This window comes from Paraburkholderia sp. EG286B, assembly GCF_040965655.1.
Classification (GTDB): domain Bacteria; phylum Pseudomonadota; class Gammaproteobacteria; order Burkholderiales; family Burkholderiaceae; genus Paraburkholderia.
This window is the reverse complement of record NZ_JBFRCF010000050.1, coordinates 1-18,901: the sequence shown is the minus strand read 5'-3', so window position 1 is coordinate 18,901 and position 18,901 is coordinate 1. Positions and strand designations below refer to the sequence as shown.

The following is an 18,901-nucleotide window of genomic DNA, read 5'->3' as shown; positions in this document are numbered from 1 at the left end:
CGATCGGCACAGCTCAACGGTCATGACCCGTATTGCTATCTGAAAGACGTCCTGACTCGCTTGCCGACCCAGCGCGCCGACAATCTCGCGCAGTTGCTTCCACATCTCTGGTCACCTACCACAGCCTCCTTGAGGTAAGCACGATGAGCCCCTGAAGTCTCGTGCAGCGCGAGCCATGACCGCGCTGCCTCGTAGTCGTCGGTTGCTTTCAGCAAACAGGTCGCCTGGGGTGCCCGGAACTGTCCATGGGTGCCGTTCACCCGCTCAGGAACGCGCAGCGTTTCCCATGGTTCCAGCGGCGTCGGCCGTGGCGGGGCCCGGGCGTCGGCGCGCTCAACCAGCTCAGAGTGCGCGGTGAGGAACGCCTCGATGCGGCGCGTTCCGGCCGCACCAAGTCCCTAGACTGGTTCCCACCATCGGCGACGTTGCCGGGCTTGCACGATCAGGTCCGCAAGGGGGCACAATCTGTGCGCTTCGAGCGGCGAGACGCTGCGCGGCGTGAGCCAGTTGCTCACGGGGTCAGCCAGCGCTGGCCGCGGAAGCGGGGACCGTCGCAGTGTTTCAATGGCTCGCATGACGGATGAGCGATCGCCTCGCGTCGTCCCGTCGAGAAAGACTGCGGTAAGGTCGGGCGATTGCGCTCCAGTGCGTGCGCGCTCAGACGTCGGCGGATGCGTCGAAGCATGTTGCGTGCGGAGGTGTCCGTGACGTGTTCAGGAGCGAGATAGCGGGACACAGCTTCCCGCGCGCCGATGCCTGCGTACCAGCTGAGCACAGCAGCGAGCCTCGCATCACTGGGGAAGCGGACGGATGCTGCATCGGACGAGCGCGCTTGCATAGCGACACCTGATTCCAGGATCTTCGGCGTGAAAAGGAGCCAACCGTGTGTCAGTTTAGTGCGAGTGCGTCCAGGCGAACTGAAGATCCACTATCGTGACTTGCGGACGAGCCTCATCTCGTCTCTGCATGAATGGTTCGATGCCCAGTTGTCCGATCATCGTCACGATGCAAGGGCACGATCCCGGCATGAAGCATCATCATCCGATGAGCACCTCAACAGTGGAACAGGTCAACCGTCGCGGCAACTCATGCGCAGCCGCGCCCGCGATGAGTGTCTGTCTGATGCTACGTTCGCCTCGCGACCGCGTCCTGCATTGCCTGCGCCTCGAGCGCAACGACGAGGGTCGGTTCAAGCCGCCTGGCACACTCATGCAATGGGTGGCCACGCTCGGGATCGCGCATGCAACCCTGTATCGCCCTCTGGCGAACCTGGAGAGGGAAGGGCTGGTTGTGCGCGACGGAAATCAAATCGTGCTCGCGAAGATGCGACACAAAATGCCTGGCCTGCAAGCCGCCGGCAATGCTGTTGATGGGTGATCAACGATAGCCGATCCATGCTCGACAGCGGATTCAGTCCTGTTCGCAGGCTACCTGAGTTAACGCAAGTATTCAGCCAGCTTCGGATGCGATACTGTCACTTCAGGCTTCTGGTTGATATGCGCGATGATCGGTACACAAACACTGCTGACCTACGGCGCGTTTCTGGCCGTTGCGCTGCTTTACGCGAGCGCAGGTCAGGCTGGGGCTTCTGGATACATTGCCATAATGGCATTGTTGGGCTACGAGCCAGACATCATCAAGCCCACCGCGCTCGTCCTGAATATCCTCGTTTCCCTGGTCGCGAACTGGCGCTTCATTCGCGACAGGCATTTTAACTGGCAGCTGTTCTGGCCGTTTGCACTTCCGGCCATTCCCATGGCGCTATTGGGCGGCTATATAACGCTCCAGAAAACACGGTTTGAGTATCTGCTTGGCATCCTGTTGTTAATTGCCGGAACGTTATCGCTGACGCGAAAGCCATCAAATGATCACGCTGTGCGACCACCTCCCAGGCCGATCGCGCTGGTGTGCGGAGCGGTTATCGGGTTTGCCTCGGGGCTGACCGGGGTGGGCGGCGGCGTTCTGATGACACCACTTCTGTTGCTTTGTCGGTGGTGCTCCACGCGCACCGCAGCATCCGTTTCCGCGCTGTTCATCCTCTGCAATTCCATAGCGGCGCTGGCAGGTACCTGGAACGCCGCAGATCACCTTCCCGATGGGATCGGTCGGTTGGCGTTGGTGGTGATCGTGGGAGGCTGGTTTGGGGCACATCTGGGCTATCACCTCGCCAGATCCATTTTCTGCTGGGCATTGTGCTGATGGTTGCGAGCTTGAAGCTGCTCCTGCCCGTTTGAGTCACTGTAGTCCTAAAGGAACAGAGGCAGGAGGAGCGGCGTGCCAGTGATGCCATCTTTCCAGCGACTCGCTGCACGTGGACTGCTGGCGCGGTTAGTGCTCGGGCCGTTAAATCTTGCCCGAACGGGAGCCGCTTGCGCCACCCTTCAAGGACTCGCAATCCTGCGTCGCCCGTCAACTAAATGACGGATACGGGCTCATCTCCAGATATCGGGCTCGTCGAAACTGTCTGACGTTGCCGTGGCCTTCTTTGACGACTCGGAAACTTTACGGGCTGCGAGCTCCAGCTTGGCGAGAATTTGCCAAAAGCCCCCAAAATCCGCTCATCGCTTTCTGATTGGCCGCCCTGCAGGCGGGCGATGCTGCTGCAGGTGCTGTACAGCATCCGGTCTGAACGTCAGCTGATGGAGCAAACACAATACATTAAGGCCGCACGAAGCAACCTTGACGCATAGGAATTTGGAAGTGCCGGAGCAGGGCGGACCGTCGCAGCATGTGCAGCCGGTCGTGCTGATGACGAAGTGGACGGCGCCGTCAATGCGTAACGATTATCACGAACAGGACACGCTTTCGCTCAAACATGCCATTTCCCCGGCCTCAGGACGGACTGCGCCCGCTGAGCGGTCAGGCAACAATTTTTGCGCGCGCCAGCGCCTCGTGGATGCGGGCGCAACTGCGCCAGCGACTTGCCCCGGGTGATGCCGATGTAGCGCAACGGGATCCCGCACAGCAGGCAGTTCAACGGATCCGCGCCGAATGCACGGCTCTGCAGATTGCGGTAGCGGTTCGTCTTCATCGGCTCCACGTCCTGGTCCAGCAACGCGTAGACCTTGGGCACAGCCATTGACCCCGCACACGATTCGCCACGAATCCGTAGAAGTTGATCAGCCAGAAGTGCTTCTCCGGGATGTGCTGCACGAACCGGTCGATGAACGTTTCCGTCTCGAACTGTGCGACCCGATGCCGTCCGTCCCGATGGTCCAGATAGTCGAACGCCACCGTCTTGACGTCGTAATGCTTCAGCCTCGACTGCGACGACGGCGGGCGTTTGATATACCGGCCAAGGTAGTTCACGTTGCGGATATGGCTGTCCGACGGTGGCGCAAAATGGACGATCCATGGCTTGCCGTAGTGACCATCCAGCCAGCGGCCTCCACGCCACTTTTGTCGGGTACTGCGTTTTCAGCTCCTGCGGCAGAATCAGCGCAGTCGTACGACTGCCGCAATAGATCGACGATTGCGTGGCGCCACATCGGCATGACCTGTGCCTTCACGAAATATATCGACTTCCACTGCTCGCCGTCGGGCGTTAAGCCCCCGCAGGTCACGCTCAGATGGACATGCACGTTTCATTGCAGGTTGCGCCCGAACGTGTGCAGCGCCGTCAAGATGCCCGGCAGGATGCCTTTGCGGGCCGCCGTTTTTTTGATGATGCCCGCAACCAGCCGGCTCGGCGCCTTCAGCAGCGGCTTCAAATGTTTTAGAAACGTGACCGTCACGATCTCGGGCATGGAGTTGACGCATCGCATTCGCAAAGCGCAACTCGATCTCGCGAACCTACACCTCAAAGATACCAATACACCCGCATTTTGAAGGCAGTTCTTTCCGCTCAAGAGGAGGGCACGAACACGCTGCTTCTCGCTCGCTATTGAAATTTGCACCAGAGTTCAATGCAGCAAGTGATCGACGAACAGCAAATTGATATGGTGATGATGGGCCGCGGGAGTCGTGTCTCCCACATCAGAGCTTTTTGCACATTTTGTTTGATATAGAACCGTCGTATGTCTCGAACACGACCAAGGGGGACGGGGATTGCAAGAGCCGCTTCGACATAGATCTCCGCGCTTTCCACAGATTCATGCCCGAGCCATAACGCGATGACGGAGCGACGAACGCCTTGTTGCTGCACGCTAATCCCGGTACCTAACACCGTCCAAGCAGGGATGAAGCAATTTGTTGCGGGAGCGACAAAAATTGGCAGAATTATCTGGTTTGTCTGTTAGTACTATCGGTGGATGTCTTTAATGGCCGTTTTCTGGTCTCTATTGGCGTTGGCGTGTTGGCATGGATTTCGCATAATATCCGACGTAGATTCATAGATTGATCTTATCGGAGTAGCGTTATGCGTAAAGTTACGAAATCAATGCTCCTGGGCTTAACCGTCATCATGATGGTTTTGGCTCAGCCAATCTCGGCTGCTGAGCCTGTATGTGAGCCAAATGGGTGGCACGGTTGGTGCTGCCACGTGGAAGGGCAGCCTCCAGTCTGTTCCTAGCAGGCCGCTTACGCGGCTCCTGCCGCAATTTTTTAAATTGATGAGCAATTCCAACGCGACTTCAACGCATTTTTCAGCGGTTTGAGGCTGCGCATCGAATAAGTGGACGACGCTTCCATAACCGCTGGGCTCATGTTAGCAATTCGAGCGGATCTTGGCCAGCCCCTAATAGGTATACCTGCCCCGCCGGGCAAGGACACTCTCTTGCCATAAAAATCGTTTTAGTCACGTACTAAGTTTTCCAAAAGTATTGTCACCATGATGAGAAAACACGAGGATGAAATGCAAACGCACGTCGCGTGATCGAGTTTTCGGCCGCCCAACGTTGCAGGCGATGCGTCAGCAGGCCGTGAAGGCCATACGCGAAGGGCAAGATGTGGCAAGCGTTGCTGCGGCGGCCTATGGGGTGAACGAATGCAGCGTCTATCGCTGGCTGTCCGATTTCGTCAACGTTGGAAGAACGCCTTGCTGGCAAAGGCGATTCCGGGTCGGCCGCCCAAAGTCAGTCCCGAGGAAATGCGTTGGTTGGCCAAAGCCGTGCGGGACAATACGCCACTGCAATACAAGTTCGAGCTTGGGCTGTGGACGCTCCCACTGATTGCAGTGCTCATCGAACGCAAGTTTGGCAAGAAGCTGTCGGTCTCCGGCGTGAGCCGCATCATGAAGTTGCTGGGCTTCACGGCACAGAAGCTGTTGTACCAGGCGTGGCAGCAAAGGCGCCGCGCTCGTTCGCCAATGGGAGTTCGAGACTTACTCCGCCATCCAGGCCGCTTGATCGGCTGGAGCGACGATCTATTTTTCCGACGAGTCGAGTCTTCGCTCCGATTACCATACTGGCACGACATGGGTGCCACAGGGCCAAACGCCGGTGGTGGAAACCACGGGCAGTTGGTTTTCGTTGAACATGATTCCGGCGGTCAGTCCGCAAGGCGAGTTCCGATTCATGGTGCACGATGGCGCAGTCACTGCGGCAGTGTTTCGGGAGTTTCTTGGCAGCCAGATCATCGGCGCGGACAAACCCGTGTTTCTGGTGCTCGACGGCCATCCGGTGCACAGGGCAAGGTTGGCTCAGGATTTCGTAACGACCCAGAATAGGCGGCTCAAGCTTTTCTAGCTTCCGCCGTATTCGCCACATCTGAATCGCGATGAGCAGGTCTGGGCGCATGTAAAGCGCAGCGTCTCGAAATGACTGGCGCAAGAACAAGATGGAATGACTAGCGCTTGGCGCGTTGCGTCGCATCCAGAAACTGCCAGAACTGGTGAAATCCTTCTTTCGCCAGTCCGAGTGCCAATATGCCGCTATGTGACACGTATTTCGGAAAGCTTGGTAACTTCAACTTTCGCGTCACATCCATCCCTGAAAAATGCAGACGTGACTGGAGGAAGCATGCAACAAATTGCGGATTCAATTCGACATTCCATAAGTAAAAGTCACTTTGAGTCGTACGTATATAGTTATCCTTCGAAAAGATCGTATAAATATCTACATAATATCGACATTGCGAAAGTATGGTGCACAGGTGATCGCGGGCCAGTTTCAATATATATCCACATACCATTTTGCAAGTATAGGTGTACTTATTGTACGTTATTTCTAACGACTAATCATACAGGCGGCATAATACAAAGTTATGTCGATAAGTTATGTGATCAGATCAAATTTTATGCGAAGTACTGCGGAAGTAAGGCAGTGGTATCTGTTTATTTTGGTGGCGGAACCCCAACTATTTTAAACGAAAAACAATTCGGACAGATTTTCTCATCGGTTCAGCATGGATTCCCAAATATTGCGTCCTTTGCTGAGCTATGTGTCGAAGGTTCTCCCGACTCGATGTCCGAGGAACTTCTCGATTCCTTGAAAAGCCAAGGCGTGAACCGGATCAGTATGGGTATCCAAACTATGGATTCCGCTGAGCTGAAGGCTAGCGGTCGCCCATACCCGGTTTCGACAACAATCTCTGCGATAGAGAATATTCGAAAGCGTTTCGAAAATTTCAATCTGGATCTGATCTACGGCCTTTCAGGCCAGACCTACGAAAGCTGGGAAAATTCGCTCCGCCACATCGTTTCATCAGGTCCATTGACTATCTCACTGTATCCTGCAGTTAGCCGACCTCTCACTGCGATTCATAAGCAGCAGCGATTGCATCCAGAGCGGTACATCAACGACCGAAACAAGTATGCGATTTACGATAGAAATGTCGAGTTCATGCGAATGAATGGATACCGACAAGAGTCCTTCACTAGGTTCACCCGTCTGCCTGAGAATACCAGCGCGTACGCCCAAGAGACTTCCGACTTTCTCGGCGTTCCGATGATCGGAATTGGAGCAGGCGCAAGAAGCTACAACGGAAAATACCACTACAGTTTCGACTACGCGGTCAACCTCGAGGAGGTCGGAAAGGCCATTGAAGACTATTTGAACTTCGAAATCACCGAACATAGCATGGTGAGATACGGAATTGTTCTTGATGCTCGCGAAGAGCGCCTGAGATATTTCATTCTCAGTCTTACATTGAACCAACTTTCTGGTACATTCTATTCATCACGGTTCGGCCGGAATCTGTATTCTGATTTTTCGGACGTGATTGACGCACTCGAGGCTGAGGGTTGCATCGAGCCACCGTCCAATGACAAGATTCGATTGACCACGAAGGGTTACAAATACAGTAATTTGGTCGCGCACCACCTTTTCTCGAACCGTGTGAAAACCTTGGAAGAAAGGTATGTTCCACGATGAGCAACAGTGAGCGGTTTTGGGAGAAAGGATATTCGGATGCGAAAGTGTGGACGATGGGCGGACCGAGCGTTGAGGTATTTGAAATTGAACAGTTTCTACCACGAAAGTCGTCTGTTATAGACATCGGCTGTGGTGAAGGGAGAAATGCGCTCTTTCTCGCCCTCAGGGGACACAAGGTGACCGCCTTGGAACTTTCCTCGAGCGCCGTAAAGAAACTTCATTCGATTGCTGACCGATATTCGTTGAACATCGATGTGATTGAGGGTCGGATTGAGGATTTCGTTCCGAATGAAAATTATGATTTAGCCTTGGCGCACTCATCGTTGCATTTTGTAAAAAAAGCAGTGTGGATTCCCTTGCTTCGGAAGATGAGGCAACGGACAAATCCGGGTGGATTTCACAACATCACATCGATTATTGGAATTCCTCGCTACCCAGTTCCGCACGAGTGCCGACATGCTAATTCGTTTGACCGAGGCGATCTCGACTCGCAATATGCGGACTGGCAGATTCTTCGTTCCGATTTCTACGCGAAGTGGGATTCACATCCGGGTATTCCGACGCATGTGCATGCCGTTGAGAAGTTTCTCTCGAGAAAAGCAAATTCGGTCGAGCGGTTCAGTTTGACGAAGGTCGATCTTTCGAACAGCGACAGCCTTCCTTTATTCTTGTTCGAACGTATACCCCTTGGAGCCAACGCTACCTCAGTCAAGTCGATGGGTGTTCGTCCGAGACACGTCAATCGGATTGAAATGCCAGGGTGGAACATGACCTCTCCTACAGAGCTGACGGGCAACTATGTGGTTGAAGACTGGATTTTTGGGAGACACGGACTCCAATTCACACAGGGCATTTTGACGGGCAAATACGAGTATTTTACGTCACCATTTTCGTTGCGAAACTCTAGCAACTATCCTACGGAATAATCCAGCCATTCCTCCATTTTTTTGACATTCCGTAAAACAAAGGATCTGCTAATTGTGCGCAAGCGGACGAGGCGAACCGATGAACATTGAACGCTGTTGCATAGTCGAATCCTCATACCGACCATCGCAGTTTTTATAACCGGTCTAGATACTGATATGACTTTCGCGGTCAAGTCCCCCAAGGTTTTTTTCTGAGCGCCGATCGCTTTTCGGTGAATCTGCTGAGGGCGGCGCAGCCTGTAACGTCGACGGTGGATCCGGCTGATATCCGTGGGTTGGTTACCACATTACAGGGTTCCGTCTTGTGAACCTGCCGCGCTCTATGGCCGAGAGTCTGGCCTGAAGGCCGTCTCGTAGTATCTTCGCAGATTGTTCACGGACCGTGCTGCGCCGTCCTCAGCAGACTGTTCCTCCTCCGTTGAATTTGCAATGGTGCCGTGATCAATGCGAGTGTGTTTGCTGCTCAATCGGATTTGAGGTCATTCGCGCGATATCCCACACGAATGCGGCCAGTTCCCGTGCGATTGCGATCACGGCGACGTTGGGATGCTTGCCACGGGCGACCAGCCTGCGATACCGCTTGCACAGTCGCAGCTGTGCATCCCACGCGCGATTGATGATAGCCTTGGGCAGTCCGTCATGGCGTTGCTGAATGGCGCGGCTGACCTTGGCGGGGTGACGGTACGACCAGGCCGCTTCAACCATCAGGTGACGCGCATGGCCGTTGCCGGCCTTTGTGATGCCACCCAGCCTGCGCCCCTGGCCCGAGGAATGTTCGGATGGCGTGAGACCAAGCCAGGCAGTCAACTGCCGCGGGTGATCGAAGCGTGACAGATCACCGAGCTCGGCAAGCAAGCCGATGGCGCTCGTGAACTGAATGCCGCGTAGCGACTGAAGCGTTTTAACCACTGGATAGAATCGCCGTTGTGGTGCCATCTCGCGCAAAGCCGTCTCGAGTCGTTCGCACTGCGCCAGACGGTCTTCGATGGTCCTGCGATACTCCTCGAACGCAAGCTGCTGCCAGTGCGAATCGAACGAGTAGCCGCTGATCCAGCGCCGGTGTGCTGGCCCCCAGTTGGCGCGGCCGGATAGCGCACGTCATGGGCGAGCAGGAAGGCTTTGAGACGTTGCCTGGCCTGTTTCAGATCCTGTTTGGCGGCGCCCCAGGTGCGGACCAGATCACGAAACGCATCGTCCTCGACAGTGGGCACGTGCACGGGAGACAGATCTCCGGCGCGAAGCGCTCGTACCAGTTTCGCAGAATCGCGGCGGTCGGTCTTGACCCGCTCGCCGGGCTTGCGGGGAATCAGTGACGGCGCGCAGACCATGCAGGGGTAACCCTTCGCCGTCAACTGGCGATGAAGGCCATAGCCGCAGGGGCGGCTTCATAGACGAACACGACGTTTGACGCTTTTGACTGCATGCGCTTCCATACGCTTGATCCATATAGGTCTGGCCTTCCGTCCGGTTTGGTCAAGGTCGCTCAATCTGCGGATATGATGAACTTGAAACGGCCCATCCGTAGTCCCGCAGACCTCACATTCCTGTGCGAGCAGGCGTGACACAATTTCACTACGTAGCCCGTTGAAGACTTTCTTTGGGCGGTCGTCGAGTACTGCGTCTTTTCGCCATGGCAATGATATACCGCCAAACATGGCTACCAGTGGACTCTTTCCGTTACCGCGCTCTCTTGTGATCGTCGTCCAACGGGAGAAGAGTTCAGACGGCGTAACTCGTACTGTCCTAGCCCGTTGGCACCGCCCAAACGTACCGTGGCGGAGGATGTGCGGTTCCATCACTGGGGTCTGGGGTTCAGGCAATCCAGCTTTAACCATATTGCGCGGGTCTTGCATAACGACGGGTCTGGTACGTTCGCCCATCTCATGCTTTTCAACCATGCTCATATCCCTTAAGGTTTTCACCATCCGGTAAGATTGACGACCCAGAAGCAACTCTTCTCCTCCTGCCTGCGGCAGGAATTCGATTCGCCGCTTTCACGGCGCACAGTCACCCGCATCCGGCTGCCGTCGGCCGGCTCCACCGTAGCGAAGGCCCATGAGCGACATCCATCTACCCGGAAGTATTGTTCGGCTGCAGTCGAGGCGACGCCATCGTCCTTAACGCGACACAACCCGATTACCTTCCATTGCGAGTCACGGTCGCCTTGATGTTCCAGCACCATTCGCACAGCCCGCTCACGAACTTCCGGCGAGTACCGTGGGGCCTTCTTCTTGGTATTTTCCATAGCTCCATTTTCTCAAGAAGTGGCGCCTCCGGAAAACCCGGCGCGGTTCAGTGTGTGTCTGCCAATACGCAAAGGCTACTTTCGGATGCCGATAGCCACGAGGTACTCCCGCGGCATCGCAATCCCCAACTCGGACTGAAACCCTTCGTGATATGTTATGAAATCCTGCCTTAGGCGCTCACGGCTGTCCGGATCCAAGCTCGCGGCCAAGGTTTTAGTGGGGCCGTAGCTCTCCACGGACAACTCCCACACGGTAGACCCGTTCAGTTCGCGCAAGACGGTAGTGCCGCTCTCAAAGCGCAAGTCGAAGGCCGCTCCAAGCAGCTTCTTAACGTAATCTGTGTTCCCCCAGGCAAATGGCGACGTTGGTAGTGGCACGGGAGGTCGCGTCACATATGGCTGCATGATTTTGAACAACCCAGCGACCGTACCGTCGGAAGGCCAGGATGCAATTCCCAGCCTGCCCCCCGGTTTGCAGACCCGCGCCAACTCCGAGGCCGCTGCGTCCGGATCGCTGGCAAACATAACGCCGAATGTCGAAATGACGGCGTCGAAGCTTTGATCCTCGAATTGCAGCGCCTCCGCATCGCCCACTTGGAACTCGAAGGATAATTGCGCATCAGCCGCATACGCTTTGGCGGTCTCGATGAGATTTGCTGCCAAGTCAATTCCTATACCGCTTGCGCCACGGGCAGCGATGCGCCGTGCGGCCCACCCTGTACCCGTGGCCACGTCCAGAACGCGCTCGCCGGGCTGCGGAGCGACGCGAATAACGCAATGCTCAATCGCATCGGAGATTGATTGACTAACTCGTTCATATTGCCGCCCTGCACTTCCCCACGTGCCTGCGGCCTCGGCATTGTGGGGTTGGAGCATCGATGCATAATCCATCTCGTCCTCCTTGCGTCAACGGCGTCGCTGATCTGGGGTTGCGGCACCGGCAGCGCGGGCAACAGCTTGATTGCTCGTTCGACGGCGCTGGCGCGTGCTTGCCGCTCTTCTGGCGTGTGCTGAAACACCGCGGCGAGATCCGGCCTGTGACGGCTGTTGGCAAACAGCATGAGATCTCGCCGGATGTTCCCGAGCCTACCGCGCGCCGATTGTCCGGCAGCCTTGCGAGCCGCCAGATAGTGCTCAACAGGCGCGCGAGAGCTGAGTCCGGCGTACGCTATTAGCTTAAACCAACCAGCCTCCACGGTTCCCGGGGCACCTTCATTTTACGAGTCTGCATGATGGGTTCCTTGATCGTTGATCGGTAGCTTTTGAATCAATTACGGCCTCTGGAGAGATAAAATCCTGTCACCCCGATTTTCAGATGATTGAGTGAATTGCAATAGTCGACATTCAAAGAAAGATCACATCCATCCGGAGCCAGAACAGGCAAGATCATTTTGCCCGACTCGATAGGCACGGCACAAGATAGACACGCTTCAAACTTGTTGCCGGTTGATCAATCTCAAAGACTGCGTGATCCTACTTGCGCCAGCTGATCGCGAAATAGGGCGTTGTCACGTTGAGGTATTCACGACGCAAGAGGGCACAGGACGTACATTTTCTCAGGAATTGGACGGATCCAGGGTGAGCCCGGTGAAGGGCTCTGTCAGGTTGACGCAGTAGCGGGGGTAGAATGAAGCGATGAAGAAAAGAAAGTCGCTTTATCACGGTCACCGCTTCCCTGCCATCGTCATCAGCTGCGCGGTTCGCTGGTTGTTACGTCTCGCGGTATTCGGGGTTCGGTATCGCGAGATATTCGAGGCGAGACGACGCTGATTGTCGCGGGCCTGCCGCGCGTCAAACAAGATGAGAGCCCCGTCTCTCATCCAGATTGTCGCGCCACACGGGCCAGTCGAGTAGAAGTCCTTGCTAATTGAACGCGAGATGCAAGAAGACGATACGTGCGTGGCATCGCGCGTTTGACGCACGGCACAACGAACGCAGCCCCGGCTGTTAAGCTCGGGGCTGCTGTGTCGTCAGAAGGGATCGTCGATGCGATGAGAGGGAGGTGGTTCGCGTGGCGGTGCCGTCCACGGTTCGTTGCGACGGATCTGTTCGCCGTATGCCGCGCTGAACCACAGGAGCCAGTCGCCCAGCAGTCGCTGATCTGCGCGGCGGCTTCATCCGTCAGTTCGGGTAGTGCAGGCGGTCGGGACATGACCTTCGGCGCCGTGCGAGACGCCTTCGGGTGTTTGCGGCGCCTGCTCACCGGAACTCCTCGATAGCCTGTTGCAGCAGTTCGTCGGGCAGATGGTTCAGGCCGCGGGGCACGGCCAGTTGCATGGCGGTGCGCAGGATGCGCCCGGCCTGTCGCGGCAAACCGCGTGAGGCCTGCCGCAACAGTTCGAGCCCGGAGTCGGCCAGCAGCGTATGCGTGCAGCCGGCGCTCTTCAGGGCGTGCGCAATCAGTTGCGCGAAGCGCTCGCGCTCGATCACGGGCTTGAGTTGCACACGCGCCTGGATACGACCGTACAGGGCGGCATACGGCGCGCGCTCGAGCGTGGTGGCCAGGCACGGATGCGCGGCCAGCCATACTGTGAGCAGGTTGCGTGAATCGAACGCGAAGTTGAGGAACGACGGGAAGTCACGGAAGAACTCGATGGGCAGGTTCTGCGCCTCCGGGAATATATAGAGCTATGAAGAAAAATATTCCTTATCGCCGCCATGCAGCCCCGGCTGATCCGATCGAGAGCACGGCAGGCTGGATAAGCCCCTCCGGCCAGGTCTTCACGCAATACAGAAGGACCAGACAGCAACCACCTGATTTATTTGAAAATTAACGTAGGGCGGACCGGAAAGCCTTGTCAGGCCTGGAGCCCGCTAACCCGGTAAACGGCACGAAAAGCACGGGGACCCCTGTATCGGTTCTTCCTGCGATCGCGGGGGAGACTATGCCATCAGGTTGCCGGGAGCTGGTCACCGCACGCTGACAGCTGTGAGTTCATATTGACGCGGGCGGAAGCCCGGAGACCCTGCCGCCATTGTGACACCTATTAGCCGGTAGCGACTCGCGCGCCGATGAACATGGCGGCGAGGTGGTCGCAGGCGCGGTGAAGAGTCGGACAGCCCCCGTGCGCCGGCGCAATCTGTACAGGCCGGGGGATGTCAAACTCAGCGTGGAAGCCGGCTTGCCCCGTCCTGGTGCTTCGAGCGGAGAGCTCCATCGCAGGGGGCCTTGGGGAACGCGCGGGCCTCGAGCAGGGCGGGGACGTCCCTGCAGCCTGTGGTGCTCGCCTGCGCCTCGATGCGACGGGACCGTATCAGGCGATGGATAATGGGGCCACATATCTCCCTGAAGAATCCTCCCCATTGCTCGGCGGCTCGCCACCTCCATAAATTGCGATTTTGCCGACATCATCTATAATGTTGGCAGATTCGCAAACTGTCGGAGGGAGTCATGATCCAGGTTCATGGTGAAGCAAACACGGATGTCGTGTTGAATTTGCCGCTCCCGCGGGGAACCGATCCGGCCGTCGCCTCTACCCTAAAAAAAGGCATGCAGGAGTTGCTGACCGTTCTTCTGGCCACGCCCCAGTGGGAGACACAGGTTTTCCTGCGCGCGGATGACCTTGCGCGTGCGATCACTGGCCTGGCTGCGCCGACGCCCGCGTTGATCGAGGAGCGTATCCGGCGCCAGAAGACCATGCGCGAGGTTTTTGCGCGAGGCGACTGGCTGACGGCGGAGGAAATCAACAGGCTCCAGGCGACGCCGCCCACCAACAAGGCTCAGCCTGCGAGCGACTGGAAGCGCCGGGGCCGGATCTTCAGCGTGGCATTCAACGGCAAGGAATACTATGCGGGCTACCAGTTCGATGCGATGTTCCAGCCGCTGCCCGTTATCAAGGACATCCTCGAGGCGCTGGGTCCGGTCGCAGACAGCTGGAAGATCGCGGCGTGGTTTCATTTCCCGAACGGATGGATCGCTGGCACTGGCGGCCATGAGGGCGAACCTGCATCCCCGCGGGATGCCCTTGACCGGCACGATGCGGTGGTCGACGCAGCGGCGCGCCACACCAGTCACGGGTACATCGCCTGATGGCTGGTCCGCACATGCCTGGCGGCGCGGAAGCCTTCACCGTCGTGTCCGTCACGTGGGAAGACGTGCCGGTCTGGTATCACGCGTATTGCACGCACCCGCATGCAACGACCGCGACGACCTTTGCGCAGGGCTGGGGCAATACCCGCTTTGCGCCGATTTCCTGTCCGGATGGATCGCCGGTCCACACGTACTATGCTGCGAGTTCATTCGCGTGCGTCGTCATGGAGTCGCTGTTCCATGACGTGCCGCTGAGTCCGCCGGGCGTCTTCGACCTCGACCGGCTGACGCACTTCCGGCTCGCAAGGCTGACCATTCCGGATCCAATTCAGTGCGTCAGCTTTCACACGCCGCACCTTCCTGCCCTGGACCTGACAAGGGCGGACCTGATAGACAGCCTGCCGGCCGTCTACGATTCGACGCGGAAGTGGTCCCAGGCAGCATACAACCAGTGCCCAGGCGCGCATGCCATCGCATACGGCTCCCGCAGGGATGATTCAGGCCGTTGCGTGATGCTTTTTGGCCAGCGGCTTCCGTCCTCACGCCTGACTGTTGTCAGCGACGAGTCGATGGCCGTCGAGCCGTTACGGACAAAGGTGCTGCAACTTGCGGACAGCCTGAATCTCAACGTCATCTGACCCGGCGCGAGCGTCTGGCGCCGGCGAACGCACGAACTTCGGGCGCGTGAAAATTCGATCCTCAAATTTTCATCGCCGTCCCGACCCCGGCACGAATCCGAACCTCTGCCGGCCGCATTGTGCTCTGGCATCATAAGGACTACATAATAAAATGCGATAAATTGCGTTATGTAAAATAATGAGCAAAAGACAAAGAGCCCGTCGATGTGACAGGCCCTTATCCGCCTTACCTTCGCGTTTCATGGATCAACGAGACTATCTAACGCTTACGCCGGCGCCGCTCTACGACCATTCCGGTCATCGCGAGCATCGCGCTCAGTCCCAGCGTCGACACGACTTCACTGCGGTGCGCCTGGCCGCACACCATCACCACGAACGCGAGAACGATGAGCGCCACGACGAAAAGCCCGAGGAACGGATGCAGCCACATCCGTACCCGCAGCCGGTTCGATGCGATCAAGTCGCGGCGCATGCGCAACTGGCTCACGGCGATCACCAGATAGACGAGCAACGCCATGGTTCCGGTCGTGGACAACAGCGTTTCGAACACATACTTGGGCGCCAGATAATTGGCCGCACAGCCGGCGAATGCCGCGGATGTCGAAGCGAGGACGGCAACCACGGGAACGCCAGAACGCGTCGTGCGCTTGACCATGGCGGGCGCCTGCTTTTTCTCTCCGAGCGAATAAATCATGCGCGATGCAGTGTAGAGCCCCGAATTCAGGCAACTACAGACCGCGACGAGAATCAGCAGATCGATCAGGGGCTTCGCATAAGGAACGTGGATCGCCTGCAGTACGGCCTGATAGGAGCCGATACGCGTCAGTTCCGGCGCATTCCACGGCACCACCGCGATGATCACGAAAATCGATCCGATATAGAACAGCGAGATGCGCCAGACCACCGAACTAATGGCGCGCGAGATTTCCTGTTCCGGGTTCGCCGATTCGGCGGCCGCAATCGTCACGACTTCCGTGCCGAGAAATGTGAACATGGTCGTGAGCATGGCGCCCGCGATAGGCGCATAACCGCGCGGGAGAAAACCGCCCTGCCCGAACACGTTGCCGCTGACGTTCACGTGGACGCCCGGAATGACGCCCACAATGGCCGCCGCGCCGCCCGCGATGAACAGGATGATCGCCGCGACCTTCACGACCGAAAACCAGAATTCGAGCTCGCCGTAGTGCTTGACGCTCGCAAGGTTGGCGATGGTCAGCGTGAGCGTCACCGCCACGCAGAACTTCCACACCTCAATCTGCGGGAACCAGCTATTCAGAATATTGGCCGCCGCTGTGGCTTCGAGCGGCAGCACGAGCACCCAATACCACCAGTACATCCAGCCAATCATGAACCCTGCCCACGGGCCGATCGCTCGCCCCGCATAGGTCGAGAACGAGCCCGAATCGGGCATCGCGCAGGCCATTTCGCCCAACATGCGCATCACGAGCACGACGAGCAGACTGGCGAGCAGATAGGCGATGATCGCGCCCGGACCCGCTTCGGCAATGGCGTGGCCGGATCCGACGAACAGCCCTGCCCCGATGCTTCCGCCGATCGAAAGCATGACCACGTGGCGTTGCTTCAGGCTGGAGCCGAGCGAGCCTGCGGGAACGTTCGACGAGCGCGTCTCGTCGCGCCGCTTGTGGTGCTCCGCATGAGGAGCGAAATCCATCTCTCCCAGAGCGATGGCCGTGTCACCTCGATTGATTCCTTGTGGGGTCTCGTGCATGTCTCTTCCTGTCATCCTTGCCCGCAGGCGTTTCACCGAAAGGCGGCTCTTGCGCTGCGCTCCGGGCCATTACCGCGAAGCGACACCGCGCATCGCCTTCGCGCAGCAGTTGATTGAGCCGCCGGCAGCGCCGCAATGCGGCGTCGAAGCTATACGATTCGCGAAAGAGCGCCATCTGAAGCGAGCGCCGCGTCACACCCAGTGCAAGCGCCACGTCTTCGATTCGCCACGCGTACCACGGCAGCCTGAACATGGCTTGCGCCAATGTGAGTCCAAAACCGCCGCCATCGCGCGCAAAGGCTTGCGTCAGGCCTTTCCAGTCCGGCTCCGTTGCCATCGTCCACGCGTCGATTTCCAGCTCCAGCCAGCCGCTCGCCGCGCCGGTCTCGTCGGGTATCGCGCACACGTCGAACATTTCCTCGGTACGAACGCGCATTGGCGCATTCAAGTCCAATTGCCTTCCGCCGAGACGGCTCGTGAGCACGTGGCGCCCTCTTTCGGCTCGCCACGCCAAAGCGAAGGGAAATCGCAAGCCCTTCAATTGTGTTTCGCGCGTCGTGTCGAATCGGTATACGTGCACGGCGAACGGCCGAATTTCAGCGAGTGCCAGTTCGATGGCGATTGAATTGAAGGTGATTCAGATTCCGGCCCGGGCAACGAGACGTGACGTATTCCCGTCCCATTGCCCGACCGATGCGGCCGCAAGCCGGTCAGCTGCGGTAATTCGCGCCGTCGCGATCGAGCAGCCGCAGCAGCGCCGTCCATTCGCGGTCCAGGTGCACGGTGTCGAGATACGCGTAATCGTCGTGCTGTTTCGCCGCGTGTTCGCAAACTTCCGGTGAAGGGGTCACGACTTTTTGGCCGGCCGACAGCGTCGCGACCTGGATCTCGCAAGCGCGATTCAGGTAGAACATGCGCGTAAAGGCTTCGGCGACCGAGCGGCCAGTCGTCAGCAGACCGTGATTGCGCAAGATGAGATAGTCGCGCTTGCCGATCGCCTTGACGATGCGCTCGCGCTCGTCGAGTTCGAGCGAAATGCCTTCATATTCGTGGTACGCCACGCGGTTGTAGAACTGCATGCTGATCTGATTCAGCGGCAGCAGCCCGCATTCCATTGCGGCAACCGCCATGCCGTAGGTCGTGTGCAGATGCACCACGCACTCCACATCGTGGCGCGCCTGGTGAAGCGCGCTGTGAATGGTGAAGCCCGCTGCGTTGACTTCGAAGCGGTCGTCGTCGACGGGATTTCCGTTCACATCGATCTTCACCAGCGAAGACGCGGTGATCTCGTCGAAGAACCAGCCGTGCGGGTTGATGAGAAACTGATCGTGCGTACCCGGAACGCGCGCGGAAATATGCGTGTAGATCAGATCGGTGAGCTGGAACTTCGCGGCCAGCCGATACGCAGCCGCCACCTGGACTCGTGCATCCCATTCGGCATCCGAAATATTTCTCGGTTTGCGATTGATGTGTGGGTCGGTCGTCGAAATCATGTTTGAATTGCTCCGCTTATAAGAGTGAAAACGGTTTTCTTTCGGTCGGCTCGCGCCGGCGAGCTTTGCGGGAATGTGTCAGAGAGCGGTGGTCAAGGCCGGAACCGCTCTGAACAAATCGTCCACCAGACCATAGTCGGCCACGCTGAAGATCGGCGCTTCCTCGTCCTTGTTGATCGCGACGATGACCTTCGAGTCCTTCATGCCGGCCAGATGCTGGATCGCACCCGAGATGCCGACCGCCACGTACAGTTGCGGCGCGACGATCTTGCCGGTTTGACCGACCTGATAGTCGTTCGGCACGTAGCCAGCATCGACGGCTGCGCGCGAGGCGCCGAGTGCGGCGTTGAGCTTGTCCGCGAGCGGCTCCAGAACCAACGCGAAGTTCTCGCCGCTGCCCAGACCCCGGCCGCCCGAGACGATGATCTTCGCGCTCGTGAGTTCCGGGCGGTCGAGCTTCGTCACTTCACGGCCGACGAACTGCGTGAGGCCGCTGTCTGCTGCGGCTTCGATCTTCTCGACTGCCGCGCTGCCGCCTTCTGCTGCGACGGGATCGAAACCGGTCGTGCGGACCGTGATCACCTTGATCG

General features: G+C 57.8%; 21 protein-coding genes and 4 pseudogenes. 10 read left to right on the top strand and 15 right to left on the bottom strand.

From position 1 onward, the window contains the following. The coding region (locus AB4Y42_RS41830; RefSeq protein WP_368697588.1) for a transposase domain-containing protein at positions 1–138 on the top strand (138 nt) is incomplete at its 5' end. Positions 139–398: 260 nt separating this feature from the next. On the opposite strand, the gene AB4Y42_RS41825 is transcribed toward AB4Y42_RS41830, so the two are convergent. Beyond that, entirely contained in the window at positions 399–575 is a 177-nt protein-coding gene (locus tag AB4Y42_RS41825) for a phage integrase family protein (protein ID WP_368692144.1), read from the bottom strand. Between the two features lie 451 nt (positions 576–1,026). On the opposite strand from AB4Y42_RS41825, the gene AB4Y42_RS41820 reads away from it, so the two are divergent. Together AB4Y42_RS41820 and AB4Y42_RS41815 are read left to right on the top strand one after the other, a co-directional pair. Next, positions 1,027–1,377: a hypothetical protein gene (locus tag AB4Y42_RS41820; protein ID WP_368697585.1), complete on the top strand. Its 351-nt coding sequence runs from the start codon at positions 1,027–1,029 to the stop codon at positions 1,375–1,377. Between the two features lie 126 nt (positions 1,378–1,503). Further along, the gene (locus AB4Y42_RS41815) at positions 1,504–2,199 is read left to right on the top strand and encodes a sulfite exporter TauE/SafE family protein (RefSeq protein WP_368697584.1); all 696 of its coding nucleotides are present in this window, start codon (positions 1,504–1,506) and stop codon (positions 2,197–2,199) included. A 610-nt stretch (positions 2,200–2,809) separates the two neighbouring features. Here AB4Y42_RS41815 and AB4Y42_RS41810 read toward each other — a convergent pair. From AB4Y42_RS41810 to AB4Y42_RS41795, 4 genes are read right to left on the bottom strand one after another with little or no spacing between them, the layout of a single operon-like run. After that, positions 2,810–3,031 carry a hypothetical protein gene (locus AB4Y42_RS41810; RefSeq protein WP_368697583.1) on the bottom strand — a complete coding sequence of 74 codons (222 nt, stop codon included), beginning with the start codon at positions 3,029–3,031 and terminating at the stop codon, positions 2,810–2,812. Then, positions 3,028–3,378, bottom strand: coding sequence for a transposase (locus AB4Y42_RS41805; RefSeq protein WP_368692199.1), 351 nt, complete (start codon positions 3,376–3,378; stop codon positions 3,028–3,030). Before AB4Y42_RS41805 ends, AB4Y42_RS41810 begins: the two co-directional genes overlap by 4 nt. Next, on the bottom strand, positions 3,306–3,581 hold the full coding sequence (locus AB4Y42_RS41800; RefSeq protein WP_368692148.1) for a transposase: 276 nt from the start codon (positions 3,579–3,581) through the stop codon (positions 3,306–3,308). The genes AB4Y42_RS41805 and AB4Y42_RS41800 overlap by 73 nt, the downstream gene beginning before the upstream one ends. A gap of 3 nt (positions 3,582–3,584) precedes the next feature. After that, entirely contained in the window at positions 3,585–3,746 is a 162-nt protein-coding gene (locus AB4Y42_RS41795; RefSeq protein ID WP_368692149.1) for a hypothetical protein, read from the bottom strand. Between the two features lie 1,041 nt (positions 3,747–4,787). Here AB4Y42_RS41795 and AB4Y42_RS41790 point away from each other — a divergent pair. After that, positions 4,788–5,817 (top strand): annotated as a pseudogene (locus AB4Y42_RS41790) (IS630 family transposase). Here AB4Y42_RS41790 and AB4Y42_RS41785 read toward each other — a convergent pair. After that, positions 5,725–5,919, bottom strand: a complete 195-nt coding sequence (locus AB4Y42_RS41785; RefSeq protein WP_368697589.1) for a hypothetical protein — start codon at positions 5,917–5,919, stop codon at positions 5,725–5,727. The pseudogene AB4Y42_RS41790 and the gene AB4Y42_RS41785 sit on opposite strands and share 93 nt — an antisense overlap. Here AB4Y42_RS41785 and AB4Y42_RS41780 point away from each other — a divergent pair. Both AB4Y42_RS41780 and AB4Y42_RS41775 read left to right on the top strand, forming a co-directional pair. Further along, a complete protein-coding gene (locus AB4Y42_RS41780) occupies positions 5,898–7,250 on the top strand; it encodes an STM4012 family radical SAM protein (RefSeq protein ID WP_368697582.1) in 1,353 nt (450 codons plus the stop codon). The genes AB4Y42_RS41785 and AB4Y42_RS41780 overlap by 22 nt on opposite strands. Beyond that, on the top strand, positions 7,247–8,176 hold the full coding sequence (locus AB4Y42_RS41775; RefSeq protein ID WP_368697581.1) for a class I SAM-dependent methyltransferase: 930 nt from the start codon (positions 7,247–7,249) through the stop codon (positions 8,174–8,176). Before AB4Y42_RS41780 ends, AB4Y42_RS41775 begins: the two co-directional genes overlap by 4 nt. A 441-nt stretch (positions 8,177–8,617) precedes the next feature. Here AB4Y42_RS41775 and AB4Y42_RS41770 read toward each other — a convergent pair. The 5 genes and pseudogenes from AB4Y42_RS41770 to AB4Y42_RS41750 all read right to left on the bottom strand — a co-directional run. After that, a pseudogene (locus AB4Y42_RS41770) lies at positions 8,618–9,614 on the bottom strand (IS110 family transposase); the annotation flags it as partial. Next, complete coding sequence (locus AB4Y42_RS41765) at positions 9,562–9,831, bottom strand: hypothetical protein (protein WP_368697587.1); 270 nt, start codon at positions 9,829–9,831, stop codon at positions 9,562–9,564. The pseudogene AB4Y42_RS41770 and the gene AB4Y42_RS41765, both read right to left, overlap by 53 nt. Positions 9,832–10,094: 263 nt before the next feature. Further along, a complete protein-coding gene (locus AB4Y42_RS41760; RefSeq protein ID WP_368692208.1) occupies positions 10,095–10,421 on the bottom strand; it encodes a hypothetical protein in 327 nt (108 codons plus the stop codon). Between the two features lie 75 nt (positions 10,422–10,496). After that, entirely contained in the window at positions 10,497–11,312 is an 816-nt protein-coding gene (locus AB4Y42_RS41755; protein WP_368692152.1) for a class I SAM-dependent methyltransferase, read from the bottom strand. Positions 11,313–11,326: 14 nt separating this feature from the next. Continuing rightward, a pseudogene (locus AB4Y42_RS41750) lies at positions 11,327–11,587 on the bottom strand (integrase); the annotation flags it as partial. Between the two features lie 469 nt (positions 11,588–12,056). Between AB4Y42_RS41750 and AB4Y42_RS41745 the strand changes: the two are divergent. Then, positions 12,057–12,128 (top strand): annotated as a pseudogene (locus tag AB4Y42_RS41745) (IS6 family transposase); the annotation flags it as partial. A gap of 492 nt (positions 12,129–12,620) precedes the next feature. On the opposite strand, the gene AB4Y42_RS41740 reads toward AB4Y42_RS41745, so the two are convergent. Continuing rightward, positions 12,621–12,866, bottom strand: a complete 246-nt coding sequence (locus tag AB4Y42_RS41740) for a hypothetical protein (RefSeq protein ID WP_368697580.1) — start codon at positions 12,864–12,866, stop codon at positions 12,621–12,623. Between the two features lie 946 nt (positions 12,867–13,812). Here AB4Y42_RS41740 and AB4Y42_RS41735 point away from each other — a divergent pair. Together AB4Y42_RS41735 and AB4Y42_RS41730 are read left to right on the top strand one after the other, a co-directional pair. Continuing rightward, positions 13,813–14,451: a hypothetical protein gene (locus AB4Y42_RS41735; protein ID WP_368692154.1), complete on the top strand. Its 639-nt coding sequence runs from the start codon at positions 13,813–13,815 to the stop codon at positions 14,449–14,451. After that, on the top strand, positions 14,451–15,089 hold the full coding sequence (locus tag AB4Y42_RS41730; RefSeq protein WP_368692155.1) for an RES family NAD+ phosphorylase: 639 nt from the start codon (positions 14,451–14,453) through the stop codon (positions 15,087–15,089). The genes AB4Y42_RS41735 and AB4Y42_RS41730 overlap by 1 nt, the downstream gene beginning before the upstream one ends. 259 nt (positions 15,090–15,348) lie before the next feature. On the opposite strand, the gene AB4Y42_RS41725 is transcribed toward AB4Y42_RS41730, so the two are convergent. Then, positions 15,349–16,653 carry an amino acid permease gene (locus AB4Y42_RS41725; RefSeq protein ID WP_368697586.1) on the bottom strand — a complete coding sequence of 435 codons (1,305 nt, stop codon included), beginning with the start codon at positions 16,651–16,653 and terminating at the stop codon, positions 15,349–15,351. Positions 16,654–16,816: 163 nt separating this feature from the next. Here AB4Y42_RS41725 and AB4Y42_RS41720 point away from each other — a divergent pair, with 163 nt between their 5' ends. After that, a complete protein-coding gene (locus AB4Y42_RS41720; RefSeq protein WP_368697579.1) occupies positions 16,817–17,443 on the top strand; it encodes a hypothetical protein in 627 nt (208 codons plus the stop codon). Between the two features lie 85 nt (positions 17,444–17,528). Here the strand turns inward: AB4Y42_RS41720 and AB4Y42_RS41715 are convergent, their stop codons facing one another. Both AB4Y42_RS41715 and AB4Y42_RS41710 read right to left on the bottom strand, forming a co-directional pair. Further along, positions 17,529–18,311 carry a class II aldolase/adducin family protein gene (locus AB4Y42_RS41715; RefSeq protein WP_368697578.1) on the bottom strand — a complete coding sequence of 261 codons (783 nt, stop codon included), beginning with the start codon at positions 18,309–18,311 and terminating at the stop codon, positions 17,529–17,531. A 78-nt stretch (positions 18,312–18,389) separates the two neighbouring features. Next, on the bottom strand, positions 18,390–18,901 hold a 512-nt coding region (locus tag AB4Y42_RS41710; RefSeq protein WP_368697577.1), incomplete at its 5' end, for an electron transfer flavoprotein subunit alpha/FixB family protein.

Excerpts from the sequence above, each read along its gene's own strand:
- AB4Y42_RS41825 (WP_368692144.1), bottom strand. The coding sequence starts at position 575 with ATGCGAGCCATTGAAACACTGCGACGGTCCCCGCTTCCGCGGCCAGCG.
- AB4Y42_RS41820 (WP_368697585.1), top strand. The coding sequence starts at position 1,027 with ATGAAGCATCATCATCCGATGAGCACCTCAACAGTGGAACAGGTCAAC.
- AB4Y42_RS41815 (WP_368697584.1), top strand. The coding sequence starts at position 1,504 with ATGATCGGTACACAAACACTGCTGACCTACGGCGCGTTTCTGGCCGTT.
- AB4Y42_RS41810 (WP_368697583.1), bottom strand. The coding sequence starts at position 3,031 with ATGAAGACGAACCGCTACCGCAATCTGCAGAGCCGTGCATTCGGCGCG.
- AB4Y42_RS41795 (WP_368692149.1), bottom strand. The coding sequence starts at position 3,746 with ATGCCCGAGATCGTGACGGTCACGTTTCTAAAACATTTGAAGCCGCTG.
- AB4Y42_RS41780 (WP_368697582.1), top strand. The coding sequence starts at position 5,898 with ATGCAACAAATTGCGGATTCAATTCGACATTCCATAAGTAAAAGTCAC.
- AB4Y42_RS41775 (WP_368697581.1), top strand. The coding sequence starts at position 7,247 with ATGAGCAACAGTGAGCGGTTTTGGGAGAAAGGATATTCGGATGCGAAA.
- AB4Y42_RS41765 (WP_368697587.1), bottom strand. The coding sequence starts at position 9,831 with ATGTTTGGCGGTATATCATTGCCATGGCGAAAAGACGCAGTACTCGAC.
- AB4Y42_RS41760 (WP_368692208.1), bottom strand. The coding sequence starts at position 10,421 with ATGGAAAATACCAAGAAGAAGGCCCCACGGTACTCGCCGGAAGTTCGT.
- AB4Y42_RS41755 (WP_368692152.1), bottom strand. The coding sequence starts at position 11,312 with ATGGATTATGCATCGATGCTCCAACCCCACAATGCCGAGGCCGCAGGC.
- AB4Y42_RS41735 (WP_368692154.1), top strand. The coding sequence starts at position 13,813 with ATGATCCAGGTTCATGGTGAAGCAAACACGGATGTCGTGTTGAATTTG.
- AB4Y42_RS41730 (WP_368692155.1), top strand. The coding sequence starts at position 14,451 with ATGGCTGGTCCGCACATGCCTGGCGGCGCGGAAGCCTTCACCGTCGTG.
- AB4Y42_RS41725 (WP_368697586.1), bottom strand. The coding sequence starts at position 16,653 with ATGCTTTCGATCGGCGGAAGCATCGGGGCAGGGCTGTTCGTCGGATCC.
- AB4Y42_RS41720 (WP_368697579.1), top strand. The coding sequence starts at position 16,817 with ATGTCTCTTCCTGTCATCCTTGCCCGCAGGCGTTTCACCGAAAGGCGG.
- AB4Y42_RS41715 (WP_368697578.1), bottom strand. The coding sequence starts at position 18,311 with ATGATTTCGACGACCGACCCACACATCAATCGCAAACCGAGAAATATT.